Below are 19,748 nucleotides of genomic sequence, written 5' to 3' on the forward strand. Positions count from 1 at the left end.
AGTCACCCGGGAGGCCCGTCAGCAACCATGGCCGCCCGCCAGCAACTCATGGCTGCTACATGTATCCATGCTAGGGTGCATGCATGGACAACCCGCGCCCCGGCGCCTCCCCCTCCGCGGCCGAACGGGCCTACGCCGACACCAAGGAGCGCATCCTCGCCGGTGACCTGCCCGGCGGCAGCCTGATCAGCGAGGTCGAGGTCGCCGACCGGATCGGCCTGAGCCGCACCCCGGTGCGGGCCGCCTTCCTGCGGCTGGAGGGCGAGGAGCTGCTGCGGTTGATCCCCAAGCGGGGCGCGGTCGTCGTCCCGGTGCCGCCGCACGAGGCGGCCAACGTGCTGGAGGTGCGCGAGGCGCTGGAGTGCGCGGCGGTGCGCCGGCTGCTGGCGGCGGACGACGGCGCGCTCGCCGACGCGGTCGGCCGGCTCCGCGGCTGCCTGGCGGAGCAGGCGGCCCCCGCCCGGGACCTGGACGTCGACACGTTCACCCGCCTCGACCAGGCGTTCCACCTCGCGATCGTCGCCGCGTCCGGCAACACCCTCGCCGAGCGGTTCTACGCCTCGCTAGGCGACCGCCAGCGGCGGATGGCCGTGCACGCGCTGCGGCCGCGCCCGGACCGGCTGAGCGTGCTCGCCCGGGAGCACGAGGCCCTGGTCGGCCACATCGCGGCCCGGGACGAGTCCGCCTTCGCCGCCGCCCTGCGCCGCCACCTCGACGACACCCACCGCGCCCTCGACGGCACCGGCCGCTGACGCCGCCCCCGCAGACCGCGCCACCCACGCCCGCCGGCTCCGGACCCCGGGGCCGCGGCGCGGAAAGGACCACCACGGTGACCGCCCCCACCGCCGACACCGCTTCCGCCGTCGGCACCTCCTCCTCCCCCGGCCCCCGTACCGCCCTGACCGGCCCCACCGGCCCCACCGGAAGCGCCGGGAGCGCGCGGGGCTGGCGGCAGGCCGCCGCCGGGCTCGTCGCGTGCGGGTGGGGCGGCAACCAGTTCACCCCGCTCCTGCTGATGTACCGCCGTACCGACGGCTACTCGACGGTCGTCGTCGACGCGCTGCTCGGCGCCTACGTCGTCGGGCTCATACCCGGCCTGATGATCGGCGGCCCGCTCTCCGACCGGTGGGGGCGGCGGCCGCTGATGATCGCGGGCACGCTGCTGTCGCTGCTGGCCAGCGCGGTGCTGGCGGCCGGTTCGCTCGGCCTCGCCCCGCTCGTGGCCGGGCGGCTGCTGACCGGCGCCGCGGTGGGGATCGCGATGGCCGTGGGGTCGAGCTGGGTGAAGGAACTGTCGCAGGGGCCCTACGATCCGGCCGCCGACGCGGGGGCCGGGGCACGGCGCAGCTCGCTCGCGCTGACCGTGGGCTTCGGGGTCGGGCCGGGCGTGGCGGGGGCGCTGGCGCAGTGGGGGCCGTGGCCGACGGCGCTGCCGTTCCTGGTCCATGTGGCCGTGGGGGCGGTGCTGCTGGGGGTGATGCTGCGGGCGCCGGAGACCCGCGCACCGGCCGCGGGCGGGGCGGCGCCGGGCGGGCTGCTGGCGGACCTGCGGGTCCCGGCGGCCGGGCACCGCCGCTTCCTGCGGGTCGTACTGCCGCTGGCGCCCTGGGTGTTCGGGTCGGCGGGCATCGCGTACGCCGTGACGCCGCAGCTGGTGGACGCGCGGCTGGGCGACTGGGGGCTGGCGTACGCCACCGCGCTGACCGTGCTGACGCTGGGCATGGGGGCGGTGGTGCAGCCGTTCGCCAAGCGGCTGGGGGCGCGCTCGACGGTGGCGGCGATGTCGGTGGCGATGGTGCTGATGGCGCTGGGCATGGCGGTGTGCGCGCTGGTCGCGGTGACCGGCTCGCCGTGGCTGGCGCCGGCCGGTGCGCTGGTGCTGGGCGCGGGCTACGGCATCGCGATCGTCTCCGGGCTGGTGGAGATCCAGCGCATCGCCCGGCCCGACGACCTGGCGGGGCTGACGGGGGTGTACTACGCGGCCGCGTACGCCGGGTTCCTGCTGCCGACGGTGCTGGCGGCCGCCGCGCCGCTCGTCGGCTACGCCGTGATGCTGTGCGCGCTGGCGGTGCTCGCGGTCGGCTGCCTGGCGGTCATCGTCACCAGCGCCCGTACTCCGGCGACACGTTGAGGTAGCGCCGCCGGAGCACGGGAGGGTTCACCGGGCCAGGCGCTCCAGCATGCGGCGCACGATCTCCTCGCCGGCGGCCACGCCGACGGTGGGCAGCGCGGTGACATGGGGCGCGGTCCACCCGGTGTCGGCCAGCTCGCCGTGCCCGGGGGTCCAGCCGACGTCGGCGGCGTCCAGCAGGTCGGCGTCCAGGAGGGAGTCGCCGGCGGCGAGCACCCGTTCGGCGCCGGTGCGCCGGACGACCTCGGCCAGCGCGGCGGACTTGCGCAGCGGCTTGGGCACCGCGTAGATCTTGCGGCCCTGGAGCGAGACGGTCCAGCCGAGCGGCTCGGCCCAGGCCGCGAGTTCCTTCACCCAGCCGGCCGGGAGCCGTTCGCGGTCGACCACGAGGTAGGCGAACAGGTCCTCGGCGATCCGCTCCTTGCGCAGCCACTCCGGGTCGGAGGTGGCGGCCAGGTGCGCGCGGACCTCGGCCAGCGGCGCGCAGCCGTCGGCGAGCCGGCGCCGCATCTCGTCGTGCCAGTCGTGGTCGGTGCGCCCGTCGACCAGCAGGTGGCCACCGTTGGCGCAGATCGCGTACCGCGGCACCCGCCCGGGCAGCCTGATCCGCCGGTACTGCTTGCGGGTGCGGGTGGTGGCGGGCACGAACCGCGCGGTGTCGGCGAGTTCGACCAGCAGCCGCGCGGCGGTCTCGGTGAGGTAGGACAGCGGCCTGGCCTCGTGGACCTCGACGCACAGCAGCCGCGGCGCGTGCTCGTCGGGCATGGCCAGGGCCAGCGCGGCGGCGGAGTACACCAGGGTGCGGTCCAGGTCGCTGGCGACCACGGTGCGGTGCGGCGCGGGCGCCGGTGTGCGGGTCACTTCGCGCCCACCGCCTTGCCGTCCGCCCCGGTGGCGCCGCGCGTGTAGCGCGGGTGGATCAGGCCGACGCAGGTGTACGGCAGGTCGTCCACCTCCTCGACGGGCACGCCGCGTTGGGCGGCGAGCAGGCGTACGTGCTCCAGGTCCGCGCCCGCGCCGCGCCGGGCGAGGATCTTCCACGGCACCCGGCGCAGCAGCACCCGGGTGGTCTCACCGACGCCGGGCTTGACGAGGTTGACGTCGCCGATGCCGTACTCCTCGCTGATCCGCTCGACCGCGGCCCAGCCGGCCCAGGTCGGCGAACGGTCCTGCGCGCGCAGCGCCTTGACGTCCTCGGCGACGCCGTCGCCGACCGCGTCGAAGGCGGCGGTGATGGTGTCGAGGAAGAGCGCGGAGACGTCGGAGTCCCGCAACTGGCGGTAGAACTTGGCGCCGTGGAAGTCCCGGGGGCCGATCAGGCCGTCCCGCAGGACCGTGCGGGAGACCAGCCCGGAGACGGTGGAGTTGAGGCAGGCGGAGGGGACCAGGAAGTCGTCGCGGGTGCCGTAGGTCCGCACGCAGCCGCCGGGGTCGGCGAGGACCGCGATCTCCGGGTCGAAGCGGCCGACCGCGCGGCCGACCGGCGCCGTCCCGGCCGCGGCCTCGAACTCCGCCACGGCGGCGGCGAGTTCGCGGGTGATGGCGCCCTTGCCGGTCCAGCCGTCGACGAACACCACGTCGGCCGGGTCGTGGTGGGCGGCCAGCCAGCGCAGCGCGTTGGCGTCGATACCGCGGCCGCGGACGATGGAGACCGCGTAGTGCGGCAGCCGCAGTCCGTGCGCGTGCTGCGCCCAGCGGCGCATCAGCACGCCGACGGGGGTGCCGGCGCGGGCGAGCGAGACCAGCACGGCGTCCGGGCCGCGCTCGGCCAGCACCAGTTCGGTGACGGTGCCCACCGCGCGGGCGATCCGCAGCGCCGAGGCGTCCAGCGCCGAGCGGAACAGCTCCTGGTACTCCGGGCTGGGCTGGTACTCCACCGGCAGTGACTCGGCGTAGTGCGCGCCGCCGTTCTGGACGGCCTCCTCGCGCTCCTCGACGGGTGCCTCCAGCTCGACGCCGGAGAGGTCCTTGAGCAGCCAGCCGACCTCCTCGGGCGCGTAGAAGGAGAACTCCGGCCCCCGCAGCGGCTCGGCCAGGCCGAGGTCGGTCGTGGGGTGCGGGGTGTGCGGGGTCTGCGGCGAGCTCATCGGTTGCGGGGTTCCGTTCGGTCGGTAGGACGGCACCACCGCGAGCAGGACCGCGTCGGTGGCGGCGGCGAGCCGGTCCAGCAGCCCGCCGGGCGCGTGCAGGGCGGGGGTGTCCCCGGCGGAGTCCACCACGCACACCACCGCGTCGAACCCGCGCACGTTGTACGCGAACCGGTCGGTGCTGCCCGCATCCGTCGGGTCGTCGTGGGCGGGGAAGACGATCCGGCTGCGTATGGCGTACCCCGGGTCGTCGACGGCCAGCACCGGGGAGCGGGTGGTGGTGGAGTAGCGGACGGCGGCCGGGGTGCTGCCGTGCGCCCGCGCCTCCAGGGTGTCCTGGAGCGCCCGGGCGAGCCGCAGCGGGGCGTACATCAGCTCCTCGTTGCCCAGGACGAGGACGCTGGTCGCGGCCGGCGGCAGCGCGTCGGCGAGTCGCGCGCCCATCGCGGGCAGCGCGCGGTCCAGTTGCCCGGCGTGCCCGGGCAGGAAGCCGTGCCGTCCGCCGTCGGGCAGGCCCGCGGGCCAGTCGAGCGGCACCCGGGAGACGCGGCGGCCGGCGGCCGGCCCGGGGCCGGGTGCGGGCACCTCGTCGGCCGCGCTGTGGGCGGCGACCAGCTCCTGGCCCTTGCCGAGCACCCCGTCCGGCAGGCTGACGCTTCCGGTGGCGTGGGCCACCACGTCGACGCGCGCGGGCAGTGCGGCGGCGAAGGCGCGCAGCGCGTCGCGGTCGGCGGCCGAGCGCATGTCGGTCAGGGCGACCACGACGTAGCGCTCGCGCGGGTGCCGGGCGTGCAGGGCGGCGATGGTGTTGCGGATGGTGCGGCCGGTGGAGAACTCGTCGTCGACCAGCACCAGCGGGCCAGGGCCGGCCAGCAGGTCGGGCTGCTCGGGCAGCAGCAGGTGGGAGGTGGCGTGGCTGTGCTCCTCCTCGAACCCGCCCTGCGGGGTCAGGCCGGGCACCGCGCGGCGGGTGGAGTGCAGGTAGGGCGCGGGGCCGAGGCCGTCGGCGACCGCGTGGCCGAGGCCGGTGGCGGTCTCGGCGTAGCCGAGCACGACCGCGCGCGCCGCCTCGTCGGGCCCCAGCAGCTCCCGTACCCGCACGCCGAGCGCGTGGGCGTGGCCGTAGACGGTGCGGGGGTCCTGCGGGACGTGCTTGCCGAGCACGTTGGAGACCAGCAGGTGGGCCCGTTTGGGGTTGCGCCGCAGCGCCAGGCCGAGCAGGTCGGTCAGGCGGTCGCCGTGCAGGGTGACGCCGAGGCGGTCGGCCACCCACTGCCCGGTCCAGGGCGGGTGGGGCCCGGTCCGGGGCGTGTTGTCGGGCATCAGGCGGGTGTCCTTCGGTGACGGGGCGGCGGGCGCCGGTCAGGCGGGGGGCAGGCTCGCGGCGAGCAGTTCCACGAAGCCGATGTCCTCGCGGGCGACTCCGAAGACCTCGGCGCGGCGCAAGGTGCGCTCGGCCCAGGCCCGGTGCGGCTTCACCTCGTTCATCTTGTTGGTGTAGGCGGAGCGGAGCACCCCGCCGCCGCTGCGGTCCTCGTGCAGGATGTCGGCGGCGTCGCAGTACTCCTCGTGGGTGACCACGCTCAGCGCGTTGACCACCGGCACGTGGCTGGGGTGGATGCAGGTCTTGCCGAGCAGGCCGTTGGCGCGGTCCAGTTCGATCTCGCGCAGCAGGCCGTCCATGTCCTGCTGGATGAGCGTGTCGCGCAGGTCCTCCGCCTCGGGGGTGAACGGGCTGCGGCGCAGTTGCGGCTTGAACATCCGCTCGTGGTGCCGGAAGTACTCCCACACCGGGCCGGTGACCACGAACCCGCTGCCGTCCGCGCGGCCCAGCACGTTGACGACGTCGGCGATGACGGCGGCGACGATCTGCACGTCGTAGGCGGTCATCGCCGGGGCGCGGCGCAGGCCGTAGGAGGAGCAGAAGTCCGTGACGCCCAGCCGCAGCGCGAGCACCCGGTCGCGGTACTTGTCGACGGTGCGGGAGATGCCGTGCAGCGTCTCCACCCGGCTCTCCAGGTGCATCAGCTCCGGGGACTCCAGGACCGGCATGGCGAACAGCCGCCGGCCGGAGGCGCCCTCGGCGGCGGCGAGCGCCTCCAGGAAGGGGACGCCGCTCTCCTCGGTGAACTTCGGCAGTACGAATCCGGACAGCAGCCGTACGGTGCCGCCCAGCCGGGCGACCAGGTCGGTGATCTGCGCGGGGGTGCGGACCCGGATGAACAGCAGCGGCAGCAGCCGCTCGGAGCCGGGGCGGGTGGCGAGGTCGGCGAACTGCCGGACGAGGTTGGCCTCGCCCGCCTCGACGTCGCGGTCGTCGATGGAGTCCTCCAGGCACAGCACCATGGAGACCACACCGCGGGCGGCCTGCTTGAGCACGTCGTCGGCGAGGTGCGGGCGGGTCGCCGGCGAGTAGAGCGTGGCGCCCAGGGCGGTCGCGAGGACCTGCCCGGGCGAATCGGCGGCGAACTCCTGAGGTTCCCGGTGGAAAAGTTCACCCCTGAGATCCGACGCAAGGTGCCCGAAGTGTCGCACACGCCCCCCTTTCACCGTCATAGCCGCGAGGACAGGCGTCAATCGCGTGGCCGATTATCGTACGTACATCCCCGACGTAAAGGTTCCCACCGCGCGTGACAAACAGGTAACCAGTGGCGGTCGGCCGGGTGTCCGCCGCCGTGCGCGCCCGCGGCGTTGTGGGCCGCCCCGCCGGGCGGGCAGGATGGCGGTCATGACGCACGTGATGGTGAAGGGCTCGAACATCCCGCTGGACGCCTCGGGCATCCGGGCGGTGCTCCGCTGGAGCCCGTCGCCGGGGGCCCCGGATGTCGACGCCTCCGTGCTGCTGCTCGGTTCCGGCGGCCGGGTGCGCTCCGACGCCGACTTCGTCTTCTACAACGCCCCGCGGCACCCCTCGGGCGTCGCCCGGCATCTGCCCAAGCAGCGCGTCCCGGAGGGCCTGACCGACACCGTGGAGGTCGACCTGGCCGCGCTCGACCCGGAGGTGGCCCGGGTGGTGGTCGCCGCCTCGTGCGACGGCGGGCCGTTCCGGCAGGTCCCCGGCCTGGTGCTGGCGCTCTACGACGCGGCCGGCCCGCAGCACGCCGCGCCGCTGGTCACCTTCGACGTGGTGCCCGACACCGGCCACGAGACCGCGCTGATCTGCGGCGAGCTGTACCGCAAGGGCGCCGGCTGGAAGTTCCGCGCGCTCGGCCAGGGGTACGCCACCGGCCTGGTCGGCCTCGCCACGGAGTACGGCATCGCGGTCGACGACGGCGAGCCGGACCCCGCCGCACCGCCGCAGGGCGCCACCGCCGCCGCGGGCCCCACCGCCGCGCTGCCCGCGCCCGGCCCCACCGGCGGCTACCCCGCGCCCGCAGGGCCCACCGTGGCGGCCCCGGAGCCCTCCGGGGCCTACGGCTACCCGCTGGCGGCCCCCTACCCCTCCCACGTGCCCGCCCAGCCCGCCTACGGCTACCCGCAGCCGGTCGCCCCGGCCGTGCCGCCCCCGCCCGCGCAGCAGCCGGTGGTCCACCAGCAGCCCCAGCCGGCGTACCCGGCGTACGGCTACCCGCAGCCGGTGGCCGCGCCGCCCGCCGCGCCGGCGGCTCCCCCGGCGCCCGACGGCCACTTCACGCTGCCGCCGCAGGGCCCGCAGTTCCAGAACGCCTGAGCAGCGCTCTCCGGGGACACCCCGGAGCCGCGGTCACGGCGTGACGACCTGCTGGAAGTCGTAGCGCCCGTCCGTCTCCAGCCGCACCAGCGCGATCGGCTTGTCCTGCGGGTCGCCGTCCGGGCCCAGCCGGATCGGGCCGCTCACCCCGGTCACGTCGTTCCCGCCGACCAGGCCGTTGAGCGTGCTGCCCGCGGTCACCGCCACGGTGCCGGCCGGGCCGGCCGCCTCCCGGATCGCCTCGCCCAGCGTCCACACCGCGTCGTGGCCCAGTATCACCTGCCCGTCCTGGAGTTCGGTGTCCCCGATGCCGCCGAACTGCTGGTGGTACAGGTCCCGGAAGGCGGGATACGGGTCCTTGGCCGCGGGGTAGACCACGCCGGGCAGCGCGGGGTGGCCGAGCGCGGTGTAGAGCACCGTCACCCGGCTGGTCCGCCAGTCCTGCGCGAACTGCTCCTTGGTGGCCGCCGACGCCGAGCCGTCGTAGTAGACGCCGACCGCGTCGTCCCCGGTGAGCACCGTGACCTCGCACCTGCGGTCGGGCGCGGCCATCGCGACGATGAAGTCCCGCAGGTTGGCGCCGCGCCCGGCGAAGTAGACCGCGTCGGGGTGCTTGTCGCACACCCGGTCGGCGACCGCGGACATGGCGTTGCTGACGCCGTCGATGCCCGAGACGTACTCCAGGTCGCCGCCGTCCAGGGCGAGCCTGCGCGCCGCGGCGTCCCGGGTGAAGTCGCTGTAGAGGGAGGTGTTGTAGATGTCCTGCTGGTTGCGGTCGCGGACCACCGCGACCGTGTAGCCGGCGGTCTTGTCCTGCTGCTGCTTGAGGTACTTCACCGCGGCGCTGACCTGGGCGGAGTTGGGCGAGGAGACGCTGAAGAACCCGACCTCGTCCGGGTCGGTCAGGCCGTCGGCGGTCACCGTGGCGCCCATCATCGGCACCTTCGCCGCCCGCAGCGCCCGCACCAGGTCCAGCGTCCCGTCGCGGCTCTGGCCGAACCCGGCGACCCCGACCAGCGGGTGGTCCTTGCGCTGCGACCGCCGGATCAGCACCTGCGACAGCTTCTGCCACTGCTCCGAGCGCAGCCCGGAGTTGGCGACGAGCAGCCGGATCTGCGGCACCTCGCCGTGTCCGCCCAACTGCACGTCGTTCAGCTGCTGCTGGGCGAGGTAGGCGCCCTCCAGCTCCTTGCGGATGCCGTACTTGACGGACTCCTGGTCCTGCTCCTTGGTGATCGGCTCCACATAGGCGACGTCCACCCACGGCTTGCCCGACTTCACGACCGCGCGGTTCGCCTCCTTGATCCGGTCCATGACCGGTGTGAGGGAGGACTCGAAGGAGTACGAGCCGTCGCTGACGCCGATGCACTCGCCGCCCACCTTCGTGCCGTCGGTGGCGCAGTCGTGGTCGCGCACCACGTGCACCACGGCGAGGACCGCGGCCACCAGCACCAGGGCGGCGGCCACCGCGACGGCGACCCGCGGCCACCTGCGCGGCGGGGACGGCGGCACCGCGGGCCCCTCGATCCTGTCGTCCGGATCGGACGGTGGCACTGCGCCGTTCACCACGGCTTCCCCCTGTAGAGCTCGTCGTACTCCCTGGCCCTGGCCGCGAACACCGCCCGGGCGGCGGCGCCGATGCCCCGGACGTCCCGCAGGTTGCGGAACTCGTGCGCGATGTCGTCGTACAGCTCGGCGAACGGATCGCCGAACGGGTCCTCGTACAGTCGCGCGTACGGGTCGCTGCCCGGGTGCGCGGTGATCCAGCCGGCCGCCAGCAGCCGGACGACGGCGCGCCGCGCCTCGTCGCCCGGCGGGTCGCCGACCAGCCGCTCGTAGCGGTCCTCGGCCGGCTCGATCCGGCCCTCGTGCCACCGGGCGGGGGCGCGCTGGAGGTAGGACAGGTCCCGGCACCAGGCGTCGGCCGGCGTCACGGGCGGGAAGCGCCCGCGCAGGTAGTCCGCCGCCGCGGCCAGGTCGCCGCGGGCCAGGCTGTGGTAGGCGAGGGTGCGCCCGGTGCTCTCGCCCGAGGCGCCCTCCTCCTCCAGCGCCGCCGCGCCCAGCGCCGTGTGCGCGCCGTCCCAGGAGGCGGCGCCGCGCGCGTTGCGGTCCGCGTCGAGCCGGCGCAGCAGCAGGTAGCGCGCCGCCGGGTGGAAGGCGACCTCGCCATGGGTGGCGAACGCCCGCTGCTGCACGCCCGACACACCCGCCCACAGCCCCGGCGCGGCCTCGGCCTGCACATGGGAAGCGGCGGCCGCCGCGCGCGGCAGCACCCGGCGCAGTCCGGTGTCGCAGTCCGCGAGCAGCACGTCGAGCACCGACTCGGCCACGGTCGGCAGGCCGCCCGCCTCGTCCCGGCCGGGCACCGGCCGGACCGGGAGCTGCGGCCAGCGCTCCAGCCGCTCCGCCCAGGGCGTGGCGGCCGGGAACCGGCCCAGCGCGTCGAGCAGGGCGCCGGTGGCGGCGGGCTGGCCGCGGGTCGCGGCGTACACGTTCCAGCCCAGCCACGCCGACGCGCGGGCCACCGCGGGCTGGTCGTCGTCCGGCAGGGCCCGCAGCAGCCGCTTGGCGTGCGCCTCCACCTCCCCGGCGTCCAGGTCCCGCAGCCGGCCGACGTGCAGCCGGCCGGTGCGCACCGGGGTGAAGGCGCCGCCGGCCCAGCTCGCGGCGTCATCGGACGGCGACACCGTCGCGCCGCCCGCCCCGATCAGCTCGCCCGGCGCCCGGCGGGCGGCCGCGACCACCAGCAGCGGGTCGGGGGCCGCGCCCGGCTCCTCCCGGGCGGCGAGCAGCAACTCCAGCAGCGCGTCGCCGAGTTCGGTGTCCACGTTGTCGAGGGTGATCAGGCAGGCGGAGGTGCGCCGGTGCCGGGTGGTGGCGTAGGCGGCGACCAGGTCGGCTCGGAAGGCGGCGAAGAGCATCCCCTCGACCCTGCGGCGCTGCACCGGGTCGCCGTGGTAGAGCCGGTTGGCGCGGACCAGGAACCCCGCGCCCGCCCGCGGGGTGCCCACCGCCGCCGCGGCGTGGCCGATCCGCCGGTGCAGCCCCCACCGCGCCCGGAACCGCCGGGCGAAGGTGATGCCGGGGAGGATCTGGGCGATCCAGGCGACCGGCAGGCCGCCGACGGCCGTGGCCACGCCCTCGATGAACGACTCCAGGGACTCCGGGTCGTATCCCTGCCCGCTCGAGCCCTGGAGGAGCAGCGCGCGCATCTCGCGGACCGCCCGGTCCATGTCCTCGGTCTCGACCGACGCCCGCAGCGACATCAGCAGCAGCGTGAAGGACGGGAAGTGCAGCGGGCGGAAGCCCTCCTTGTGCTCCTGCAACTGGAACGCCAGGTCCACCAGGACGTCGAAGACGGTCGCGCCGCCGCGCCGCATGGCCTCCAGGTCCAGGCCCGCGCACGGGTGCGCCCGGCCCCACTCCGCCACGACGCCCAGCGTCGTGGTCTTGCCGCTGCCCCGGGGGCCCAGCAGCAGCACCGCGGGCAGCGGCACGACCACGCCCGGGTCGTCGAGGATCAGCCGGGACCCGAGGTAGGTGAGGATGCGCCGGTCCCGCGCGGACCGGCCAGGCCATTCGGGCATGTCAACCCCCCGTGCACCGCGCCATGCCTGTGGTGGCACACCACAATGCCCCAATTCCCGCAGTACGCAAGCGACTTGGGACATTCCCCGGTACTGGCACATGCCTCGGGCAAGCCGTCGGACGCCTACCGCGTGCCGCGAAAAGGGCTGAACAGGAGTTCTAGACCTTGGACTTGTAGCCGCGCCCCCATTGCAGGCCCCAGCCGTAGAGCCGGTCGATCTCGGCCTGGAAACCGTAGACGTACCGCACCTCGCGGCGTACGACCATCTCGTCCTTGCGGTTCTCTATCAGCACCACCGCGCACGAACGCGCCTGCGGCTCCCGCTCGGTGAGGGGGATCTCGATCCGCGGCCCCGACCCGGGGAAGATCTCCACCTTCGCGTGGGTGCGGTCGAACGCGGGCGTGCCGTCGTAGATGTACACGAACACCAGCAGGCGCTTGAACTCCTCGCGCTTGTCGAAGTTGATGTACATCGTCTCGCCCGAGGTGCCGCCGAACCGGTCGTCGCCGGACATCTGGATGTACGGCGGCCCGTCCAGGTCGCCGTGGAAGCCGCCGAGCGGCTGCACCACGCCCTTGGTGCCGTCGGCGAGTTCGTACAGGCACGCCAGGTCCAGGTCCACGTTGACCATCGCCGGCCCGGCCGCCTGCACGATACGTGGCTTGAACACGTCGATCTGGCGGCGCAGGAAGCCGCCCCGGTCGGTCGCCCAGTCCCCGGTGTCGGACGGCCGCATCTGCCAGGACAGGTTCACCCGCATGTTGCCGACCGCGGCGCCCTGCTTGGTGAGCGACAGCTCCGGCCGCCGCTTGGTGAGCTCCACCACGTGCGCGTTGGTCACGTCGAACTGGTCCGGGCCGTTGGGCCGCAGGAACCGCCACCAGGACATTGTGGTCCGTCCTCCCCTAGTTGCTCTCGGCCGTGGCCGCCACCGCGCGCACACGCCGCTGCCCCCGCCGGAGGGCGGGGGCAGCGGCGGGTGCGCGGCCGGGGTCAGACCCCGGACGTGACTTCCGCCTTGTCGTCGTCCGACTGCCCGGAGTCTTCCCCGAGACGGCGGTTGCGTACCACCGACGACCAGTACGACGCCAGGATCAGGACAACGCCGACCAGGCCGGTGATGACCTCGCTGACCTCGTACTTGATGGTGACCAGCAGGATGACCGCCAGCGCGCCGATCGCGTAGTGCGCGCCGTGCTCCAGGTACACGTAGTCGTCCAGGGTGCCCTTGCGGACCAGGAAGACGGTGAGCGACCGGATGTACAGCGCGCCGATGCCCAGGCCCAGCGCGATCTCGAAGATGTCGTTGCTGATCGCGAAGGCGCCGATGACGCCGTCGAAGGAGAACGACGCGTCGATCACTTCCAGGTAGAGGAACATGAAGAACGCGGCCTTGCCGGCCAGTCCGACGCTGCGCACCACGCTCGCGCCGCTGCCGCCCGCCGGCGCCTTGGCGACCTCGATCTCGGGCTCGCCGTCCTCGTCGCCCTCCTCCTCGTCCTCGAGGCGCTCCTCGAAGAAGCCGGAGATGCCGCCGACCACCAGGTAGGTGATCAGGCCGGCCACGCCCGCCAGCAGCACCGTCTCGGCCTTGTCGACCGTGCCGTGCCCGCCGTGCAGCGGCACCGAGTCCGCGACCGTGGTGCCGGCGATCACCAGGGCGACCATGGCGACCACCACCGACAGCATGTCCAGCTTGCCGAGCTTGGCGAGCGGCTTCTCCAGCCAGGACAGCCAGGTGATCTCCCGGTCCTCGAAGATGAAGTCGAGGAAGATCATCAACAGGAACATGCCGCCGAAGGCGGCGATCGCCGGGTGCGCGTTGGTGACGAGGTTCTCGTAGCGGTCGTGGTCGTTGACCGCGATCCGCACCGCCTCCCACGGGCTGAGCTTCGCGGTGACGGCCACGATGACGATCGGAAAGACCAGCCGCATGCCGAAGACGGCGATCAGCACACCGACGGTCAGGAAGATCTTCTGCCAGAACGCGTTCAGCTTGCGCAGGATGCCCGCGTTGATGACCGCGTTGTCGAACGAGAGCGAGATCTCCAGGACGGACAGGATCGCCACGATGGCGAGGCCCTTGCCTCCCCAGAGGATGCCGGCCAGGGCCAGGCCTGCGGCAGTGATGCCGAACGACCAGCCGAATGTTCTGAGGAGCACGTGCTTCCCACCCAATCCCTTGTGATCCCTTGAGCCCAAGGGTCCCCCGCGCGGGCGCGCGGCTTTACGAAACGTTGACCCCGAAGTCTAGGGCGATCCCGCGCAGTCCGGAGGCGTACCCCTGGCCGACTGCACGGAACTTCCACTCGCCGTTGTAGCGGTAGAGCTCGCCGAAGATCATCGCCGTCTCGGTGGAGGCGTCCTCGGTCAGGTCGTAGCGCGCCAGTTCCGCGCCGTCGGACTGGTTGAGCACGCGGATGTAGGCGTCGCTGACTTGGCCGAAGGTCTGCACCCGGGCGTCGGCGTCGTAGATCGACACCGGGAAGACGATCTTGTCGACGTTGGCGGGCACCGTGGTGAGGTCGACCAGGATCGTCTCGTCGTCGCCGCCGCTGCCGCCGGTCAGGTCGTCGCCGGTGTGCTCGACCGAGCCCTCCGGGCTCTTGAGGTTGTTGTAGAAGACGAAGTACTCGTCCCCCAGCACCCGGCCGCCGGAGCACAGCAGCGCGCTGGCGTCCAGGTCGAAGTCGGCGCCGGTGGTCGAACGGGCCCTCCAGCCGAGGCCGATCTGCACCTGGGTGAGATTCGGCGCGGCCTTGGACAGGGAGACGTTGCCCCCCTTGGCGAGCGTGACGCCCATCGTGGTCCTTTCCCCCTCACACGTGGTGTGGGCAAGCCTGGTGGCGGTGGTCAGACGTTGACGCCGAAGTCCTGGGCGATGCCGCGCAGCCCCGAGGCATAGCCCTGGCCGATGGCGCGGAACTTCCACTCCGCGCCGTGCCGGTACAGCTCGCCGAAGACCATCGCGGTCTCGGTGGAGGCGTCCTCGGTCAGGTCGTAGCGCGCCAGTTCGCTGCCGTCGGCCGCGTTCACCACGCGGATGTAGGCGTTGCGCACCTGGCCGAAGCTCTGCTGGCGCGGCTCCGCGTCGTAGATCGACACGGGGAAGACGATCTTCGCCACGTTCGCCGGCACGGTGGCCAGGCTGACGTTGATCACCTCGTCGTCGCCCTCGCCGTCACCGGTGAGGTTGTCGCCGGTGTGCTCGACCGAGCCGTCCGGGCTCTTGAGGTTGTTGAAGAAGACGAAGTGCTGGTCGGAAAGGACCTTGCCCTGCTCGTCGGTGAGCAGCGCGCTGGCGTCGAGGTCGAAGTCGCTGCCGGTGGTGGTCCGGGCGTCCCATCCCAGGCCGACGACGACCGCCGTGAGGTTGGGCGCCTCCTTCGTCAGCGAGACGTTGCCACCCTTGCTGAGGCTGACTCCCACGAGTCCTCCCGTTCGGTTTCCCCGCCCGTCGGTACGGTGTGGGTCGTTGTGTACTGCGGTCCTGGATCAACGTCCAGAGCCTAGTGACACGTTCCCGATGCCGTCACAGCGCGGACAGGGCTTTCCGGTACTCGTCGAGATCGCGTGCGTCCGGCAGGCCGTTCACCACGGTCCAGCGCACCGTGCCCCGGCGGTCGATCACGAACGTGCCGCGCAGCGCACAGCCCTTGTCCTCGGCGAAGACGCCGTAGGCACGGGACACCACGCCATGCGGCCAGAAGTCGCTCAGCAGCGGGAAGTCCAGGCCCTCGGCGTCGGAGAAGGCGCGCAGCGCGTGCATCGAGTCGCACGACACCGCCAGGACCTGGGTGTCCTCATCCTGGAACAGGTCCAACTCCTGCTGGATCGCCCGAAGTTCGCCGGAGCACACACTCGTGAACGCGAACGGGAAGAACATCAGCAGCACGTTCCTGCGGCCCCTGAAGTCCGCCAAACCCACGGCACGGCCGTGCTGGTCCTTCAACCGGAAGTCCGGAGCGGGCTCCCCCGCGAGATCATGCATGGCCAGCAGCTCCGCCGTGTTCATCTGTGACTGGACAGGTTTCAGCCCCCCGCCCCTCATGGTGGCGCGCCTCTTCCGCGGCGCGCAGCCACCCAAAAGGGGCGCGGGGAACTGCGCGACCAGCCACAACGGCAGGGGCAGCCGGGAACGGGCCGCAACCCACTACGGCGCGACCCCGTCCCCGCACTTACCGCTTGCCGGCCTTCGCTGCCTTCGGCGTCACCAGACGGCTGCCCGTCCAGTCCTTCGCGGCGTTCACGCTGCTGGTCTGCGCCAGCCCCGCGGTCTGCGCCGCCTCACCGATCTCGCTCGGCTCGACGTGGCCGTCACGCCCGGTCTTCGGGGTCATGAGCCAGATCGGGGCGCCGGGGTCGATCGTCGACGTGGCGTCGACGAGCGCGTCGGTGAGGTCGCCGTCGTCCTCGCGGAACCACAGCAGGACGGCGTCGGGCACGTCGTCGTACTCCTCGTCGGCGAGCTCCTCACCCGTGAGCTCCTCGATCCCCTCGCGAAGCTCCTGGTCGCAATCCTCGTCGTACCCGAGCTCCTGGACCACCTGTCCGGGCTCGAAACCAAGCCGGCTCGCCGGGTTGGTCCGCTCCTCCGCGTGGTCCGCGGTCGCGCTCACGCTTTGCCTCCTGTCATGGGCACTGATGTCGTGCGGGTCTTCATGGTCTGTATGTGCCCGCGACGGTGCGAGCTTATTGGCGGTAGTCCACACGGGCGGGGCGGATCGCGCAAGTACCCGCCGTACGAGACCGCCGAAACAGTGATGATTCGACCGTCTTCATGGCAAGTTCCCCGCCGCCTTGTCGCCGTGCGCACCCTCCCATGGTGACGCAGATCGTCGGCATCCGCCGGGGTTGCCCGTTTTGCAGAGTGTTGGCCCGGGAGTCGGTCGTACGTCCGAGTGGGCGTAGAGTTCGGATTTGGCCGTCCACCTGGGGTTACCGCCCGGTAGAGATGACGTACCGAACGGCCGCGGTACACGATGGACAGGGCACCGGCGGCCGATCGCGGCCGTCCGATCACGCCCGGCGACACCTCGTACCCATCCCGTAGCAGCCTAGTGAGCGAAGGAACAGCGTGGCTTCCGGATCAGATCGCAACCCGATCATCATTGGCGGCCTTCCCAGCCAGGTCCCGGATTTCGATCCCGAGGAAACGGCGGAATGGCTCGACTCGCTCGACGCGGCCATCGACGAGCGGGGCCGGGAGCGCGCCCGCTACCTGATGCTCCGCCTGATCGAGCGGGCCCGCGAGAAGCGCGTCGCGGTCCCCGAGATGCGCAGCAGCGACTACGTCAACACCATCGCCACCAAGGACGAGCCGTTCTTCCCCGGCAACGAGGAGATCGAGCGCAAGATCCTCAACGCCACCCGGTGGAACGCCGCGGTGATGGTCTCCCGCGCGCAGCGCCCCGGTATCGGCGTCGGCGGCCACATCGCGACCTTCGCGTCCTCCGCGTCGCTGTACGACGTGGGCTTCAACCACTTCTTCCGCGGCAAGGACGACGGCCTCGGCGGCGACCAGGTCTTCTTCCAGGGCCACGCCTCCCCGGGCATCTACGCCCGCGCCTTCCTGCTCGACCGGCTCACCGAGGCGCAGCTCGACGCGTTCCGGCAGGAGAAGTCGAAGGCCCCCGACGGCCTGTCCAGCTACCCGCACCCGCGGCTGATGCCGGACTTCTGGGAGTTCCCGACCGTCTCGATGGGCCTGGGCCCGCTCAGCGCGATCTACCAGGCGCGGATGAACCGCTACATGGAGGCGCGCGGCATCGCCGACACCTCCAAGTCGCACGTGTGGGCGTTCCTCGGCGACGGCGAGATGGACGAGCCGGAGTCGCTGGGCCAGCTGTCCATCGCCGCCCGCGAGGGCCTGGACAACCTGACCTTCGTGGTCAACTGCAACCTCCAGCGGCTCGACGGCCCGGTGCGCGGCAACGGCAAGATCATCCAGGAGCTGGAGTCGCAGTTCCGCGGCGCCGGCTGGAACGTCATCAAGCTGGTCTGGGACCGCTCCTGGGACCCGCTGCTGGCCCAGGACCGCGACGGCCTGCTGGTCAACAAGATGAACACCACGCCGGACGGCCAGTTCCAGACGTACGCCACCGAGACCGGCGGGTACATCCGCGAGCACTTCTTCGGCGGCGACCAGCGGCTGCGGAAGATGGTGGAGCACCTCACCGACGAGCAGATCCTGCACCTCGGGCGCGGCGGCCACGACCACCGCAAGGTCTTCGCCGCCTACACCGCCGCCCTGGAGCACAAGGGCCAGCCGACGGTGATCCTCGCGCAGACCATCAAGGGCTGGACGCTGGGCCCGAACTTCGAGGGCCGCAACGCGACCCACCAGATGAAGAAGCTCACCGTCGACGACCTCAAGGGCTTCCGGGACCGGCTGCACCTGCCGATCACCGACAAGCAGCTCGACGAGGGGTACCCGCCCTACTACCACCCGGGCCGGAACTCCGAGGAGATCCAGTACATGCACGACCACCGCAAGGCCTGCGGTGGCTACGTGCCGACCCGGATCGTGCGCGCCAAGCCGCTGCCGCAGCCCGACGACAAGGCGTACGCGGCCGCGCGGAAGGGCTCGGGCCAGCAGTCGATCGCCACCACGATGGCCTTCGTCCGCATCCTGAAGGACCTGATGCGGGACAAGGAGATCGGGAAGCGCTTCGTGCTGATCGCGCCCGACGAGTACCGCACGTTCGGCATGGACGCGTTCTTCCCGAGCGCGAAGATCTACAACCCGCTCGGCCAGCAGTACGAGTCGGTGGACCGCGAGCTGCTGCTCGCGTACAAGGAGTCGCCGACCGGGCAGATGCTGCACGACGGCATCTCCGAGGCCGGCTGCACCGCGTCGCTGATCGCCGCCGGGTCGGCGTACGCCACCCACGGCGAGCCGCTGATCCCGGTGTACGTCTTCTACTCGATGTTCGGGTTCCAGCGCACCGGTGACCAGTTCTGGCAGATGGCCGACCAGCTCGCGCGCGGTTTCGTGCTCGGGGCGACCGCCGGGCGGACCACCCTCACGGGTGAAGGCCTCCAGCACGCCGACGGCCACTCCCAGCTGCTGGCCTCCACGAACCCGGCGTGCGTCGCGTACGACCCGGCGTACTCCTTCGAGATCGCGCACATCGTCAAGGACGGGCTCCGCCGGATGTACGGGGAGACCGCGGACGGCAAGCCCGGCGAGGACGTCTTCTACTACCTCACGGTCTACAACGAGCCGATCCAGCACCCCGCCGAGCCGGCCGACGTGGACGTCGAGGGCATCCTCAAGGGGGTGCACCGCTTCCGGTCCGGCAGCACCGGGGAGATCCCCGCGCAGATCCTCGCGTCCGGGGTGGCGGTGCCGTGGGCGCTGGAGGCGCAGCGCATCCTCGCGGAGGAGTGGAACGTACGGGCCGACGTGTGGTCCGCCACGTCCTGGAACGAGCTGCGGCGCGAGGCCGTGGCGGTCGAGGAGCACAACCTGCTGCACCCCGAGGAGGAGCAGCGGGTGCCGTGGGTGACCCGCAAGCTGTCCGGGGCGCAGGGGCCGTTCGTGGCCGTCTCGGACTGGATGCGGTCCGTGCCGGACCAGATCGCGCGGTGGGTGCCCGGGCGGTACTCCTCGCTCGGTGCCGACGGGTTCGGCTTCGCCGACACGCGGGGGGCGGCGCGGCGGTTCTTCCACATCGACGCGGAGTCGGTGGTGCTGGCGGTGCTCACGGAGTTGGCGGCCGAGGGGAAGGTGGAGCGCTCCGCGCTCAAGCAGGCGGTGGACCGGTACCAGTTGCTCGACGCTTCCGCGGCTCATCCGGGTGCCGCGGGCGGCGACGCGTAGCGCTGCGCTCGGCTTCAGCCGATCACATGTGAAGGCCCGCACCGGTTCGCCCGGTGCGGGCCTTCCGCGTTCGGCGGCGCCCTGATCCGCCCGGGTAGGCGGCAACGGAAGGGGGTGCCCGCGCCCCAGCGGTCCGCCCGCGCGGGGCGGCAACGGAGGGTGCCGGACCTTCTGCCGGTGGACGGTTGCTCGCGCAGTTTCCTCGCGCCCCTGAAAAGCCGCCACGCGCGGGGCGGCGCCCAGTGCTCCCGGACCTTCCGGCAGTGGCCGGTTGCTCGCGCAGTTCCTCGCGCCCCTGAAAAGCCCGCCACGGCGGGGTGGCAACGGCTGTGCCCGGACCATCCGACGGTGGACGGTTGCTCGCGCAGTTCCCCGCGCCCCTGAAAAGCCCGCCCGCGCGCCCACGGACATTGGCCGACACGGGGACCCGCCGGGGTGGGGGTGG

At 72.8% G+C, this 19,748-nt stretch carries 15 protein-coding genes; 4 read left to right on the plus strand and 11 right to left on the minus strand.

Annotated features, from left to right (window positions below):
- Nucleotides 1-83 precede the first annotated feature (83 nt).
- Nucleotides 84-752, plus strand: a complete 669-nt coding sequence (locus AC3ERT_RS07635) for a GntR family transcriptional regulator (protein ID WP_435126505.1) — start codon at nt 84-86, stop codon at nt 750-752.
- Between the two features lie 77 nt (nt 753-829).
- Nucleotides 830-2,131, plus strand: a complete 1,302-nt coding sequence (locus AC3ERT_RS07640) for an MFS transporter (RefSeq protein ID WP_435173336.1) — start codon at nt 830-832, stop codon at nt 2,129-2,131.
- 27 nt (nt 2,132-2,158) lie between these two features.
- Here the strand turns inward: AC3ERT_RS07640 and AC3ERT_RS07645 are convergent, their stop codons facing one another.
- The 3 genes from AC3ERT_RS07645 to AC3ERT_RS07655 are packed head-to-tail and all read right to left on the minus strand — an operon-like array spanning nt 2,159 to nt 6,753.
- On the minus strand, nt 2,159-2,992 hold the full coding sequence (locus AC3ERT_RS07645) for an HAD family hydrolase (RefSeq protein ID WP_435126510.1): 834 nt from the start codon (nt 2,990-2,992) through the stop codon (nt 2,159-2,161).
- Nucleotides 2,989-5,541: a phosphoribosyltransferase gene (locus AC3ERT_RS07650; RefSeq protein WP_435173337.1), complete on the minus strand. Its 2,553-nt coding sequence runs from the start codon at nt 5,539-5,541 to the stop codon at nt 2,989-2,991. Before AC3ERT_RS07650 ends, AC3ERT_RS07645 begins: the two co-directional genes overlap by 4 nt.
- 39 nt (nt 5,542-5,580) lie before the next feature.
- Nucleotides 5,581-6,753: an HpcH/HpaI aldolase/citrate lyase family protein gene (locus AC3ERT_RS07655; RefSeq protein ID WP_435173338.1), complete on the minus strand. Its 1,173-nt coding sequence runs from the start codon at nt 6,751-6,753 to the stop codon at nt 5,581-5,583.
- 193 nt (nt 6,754-6,946) lie between these two features.
- On the opposite strand from AC3ERT_RS07655, the gene AC3ERT_RS07660 reads away from it, so the two are divergent.
- Nucleotides 6,947-7,888 carry a TerD family protein gene (locus AC3ERT_RS07660; protein ID WP_435173340.1) on the plus strand — a complete coding sequence of 314 codons (942 nt, stop codon included), beginning with the start codon at nt 6,947-6,949 and terminating at the stop codon, nt 7,886-7,888.
- Nucleotides 7,889-7,921: 33 nt separating this feature from the next.
- Here the strand turns inward: AC3ERT_RS07660 and AC3ERT_RS07665 are convergent, their stop codons facing one another.
- From AC3ERT_RS07665 to AC3ERT_RS07700, 8 genes are all read right to left on the minus strand, one after another.
- Complete coding sequence (locus AC3ERT_RS07665) at nt 7,922-9,454, minus strand: type 1 periplasmic-binding domain-containing protein (RefSeq protein ID WP_435173342.1); 1,533 nt, start codon at nt 9,452-9,454, stop codon at nt 7,922-7,924.
- Nucleotides 9,451-11,475: a hypothetical protein gene (locus AC3ERT_RS07670; protein WP_435173344.1), complete on the minus strand. Its 2,025-nt coding sequence runs from the start codon at nt 11,473-11,475 to the stop codon at nt 9,451-9,453. Before AC3ERT_RS07670 ends, AC3ERT_RS07665 begins: the two co-directional genes overlap by 4 nt.
- 160 nt (nt 11,476-11,635) lie before the next feature.
- On the minus strand, nt 11,636-12,367 hold the full coding sequence (locus AC3ERT_RS07675; protein ID WP_335981063.1) for a TerD family protein: 732 nt from the start codon (nt 12,365-12,367) through the stop codon (nt 11,636-11,638).
- A 104-nt stretch (nt 12,368-12,471) separates the two neighbouring features.
- The gene (locus AC3ERT_RS07680) at nt 12,472-13,641 is read right to left on the minus strand and encodes a DUF475 domain-containing protein (RefSeq protein WP_435173346.1); all 1,170 of its coding nucleotides are present in this window, start codon (nt 13,639-13,641) and stop codon (nt 12,472-12,474) included.
- 64 nt (nt 13,642-13,705) lie between these two features.
- On the minus strand, nt 13,706-14,281 hold the full coding sequence (locus AC3ERT_RS07685) for a TerD family protein (protein ID WP_335981061.1): 576 nt from the start codon (nt 14,279-14,281) through the stop codon (nt 13,706-13,708).
- A 50-nt stretch (nt 14,282-14,331) separates the two neighbouring features.
- Complete coding sequence (locus AC3ERT_RS07690; protein ID WP_335981060.1) at nt 14,332-14,907, minus strand: TerD family protein; 576 nt, start codon at nt 14,905-14,907, stop codon at nt 14,332-14,334.
- 103 nt (nt 14,908-15,010) lie between these two features.
- Nucleotides 15,011-15,469 (minus strand): peroxiredoxin, encoded by a 459-nt coding sequence (locus AC3ERT_RS07695; protein ID WP_435173443.1) that lies wholly within the window; start codon nt 15,467-15,469, stop codon nt 15,011-15,013.
- A 187-nt stretch (nt 15,470-15,656) separates the two neighbouring features.
- Nucleotides 15,657-16,097, minus strand: a complete 441-nt coding sequence (locus AC3ERT_RS07700) for a DUF3052 domain-containing protein (protein ID WP_103883542.1) — start codon at nt 16,095-16,097, stop codon at nt 15,657-15,659.
- 458 nt (nt 16,098-16,555) lie between these two features.
- Between AC3ERT_RS07700 and aceE the strand changes: the two genes are divergently transcribed.
- Nucleotides 16,556-19,303: a pyruvate dehydrogenase (acetyl-transferring), homodimeric type gene (gene aceE / locus AC3ERT_RS07705; protein WP_435173348.1), complete on the plus strand. Its 2,748-nt coding sequence runs from the start codon at nt 16,556-16,558 to the stop codon at nt 19,301-19,303.
- Nucleotides 19,304-19,748 lie beyond the last annotated feature (445 nt).

The organism is Actinacidiphila sp. bgisy145 (genome assembly GCF_057708125.1).

Bases quoted from the DNA above. Each gene is read 5' to 3' on its own strand.
- AC3ERT_RS07635 (WP_435126505.1), top strand. From the start codon at position 84: ATGGACAACCCGCGCCCCGGCGCCTCCCCCTCCGCGGCCGAACGGGCC.
- AC3ERT_RS07650 (WP_435173337.1), bottom strand. From the start codon at position 5,541: ATGCCCGACAACACGCCCCGGACCGGGCCCCACCCGCCCTGGACCGGG.
- AC3ERT_RS07660 (WP_435173340.1), top strand. From the start codon at position 6,947: ATGACGCACGTGATGGTGAAGGGCTCGAACATCCCGCTGGACGCCTCG.
- AC3ERT_RS07670 (WP_435173344.1), bottom strand. From the start codon at position 11,475: ATGCCCGAATGGCCTGGCCGGTCCGCGCGGGACCGGCGCATCCTCACC.
- AC3ERT_RS07675 (WP_335981063.1), bottom strand. From the start codon at position 12,367: ATGTCCTGGTGGCGGTTCCTGCGGCCCAACGGCCCGGACCAGTTCGAC.
- AC3ERT_RS07685 (WP_335981061.1), bottom strand. From the start codon at position 14,281: ATGGGCGTCACGCTCGCCAAGGGGGGCAACGTCTCCCTGTCCAAGGCC.
- AC3ERT_RS07695 (WP_435173443.1), bottom strand. From the start codon at position 15,469: ATGCATGATCTCGCGGGGGAGCCCGCTCCGGACTTCCGGTTGAAGGAC.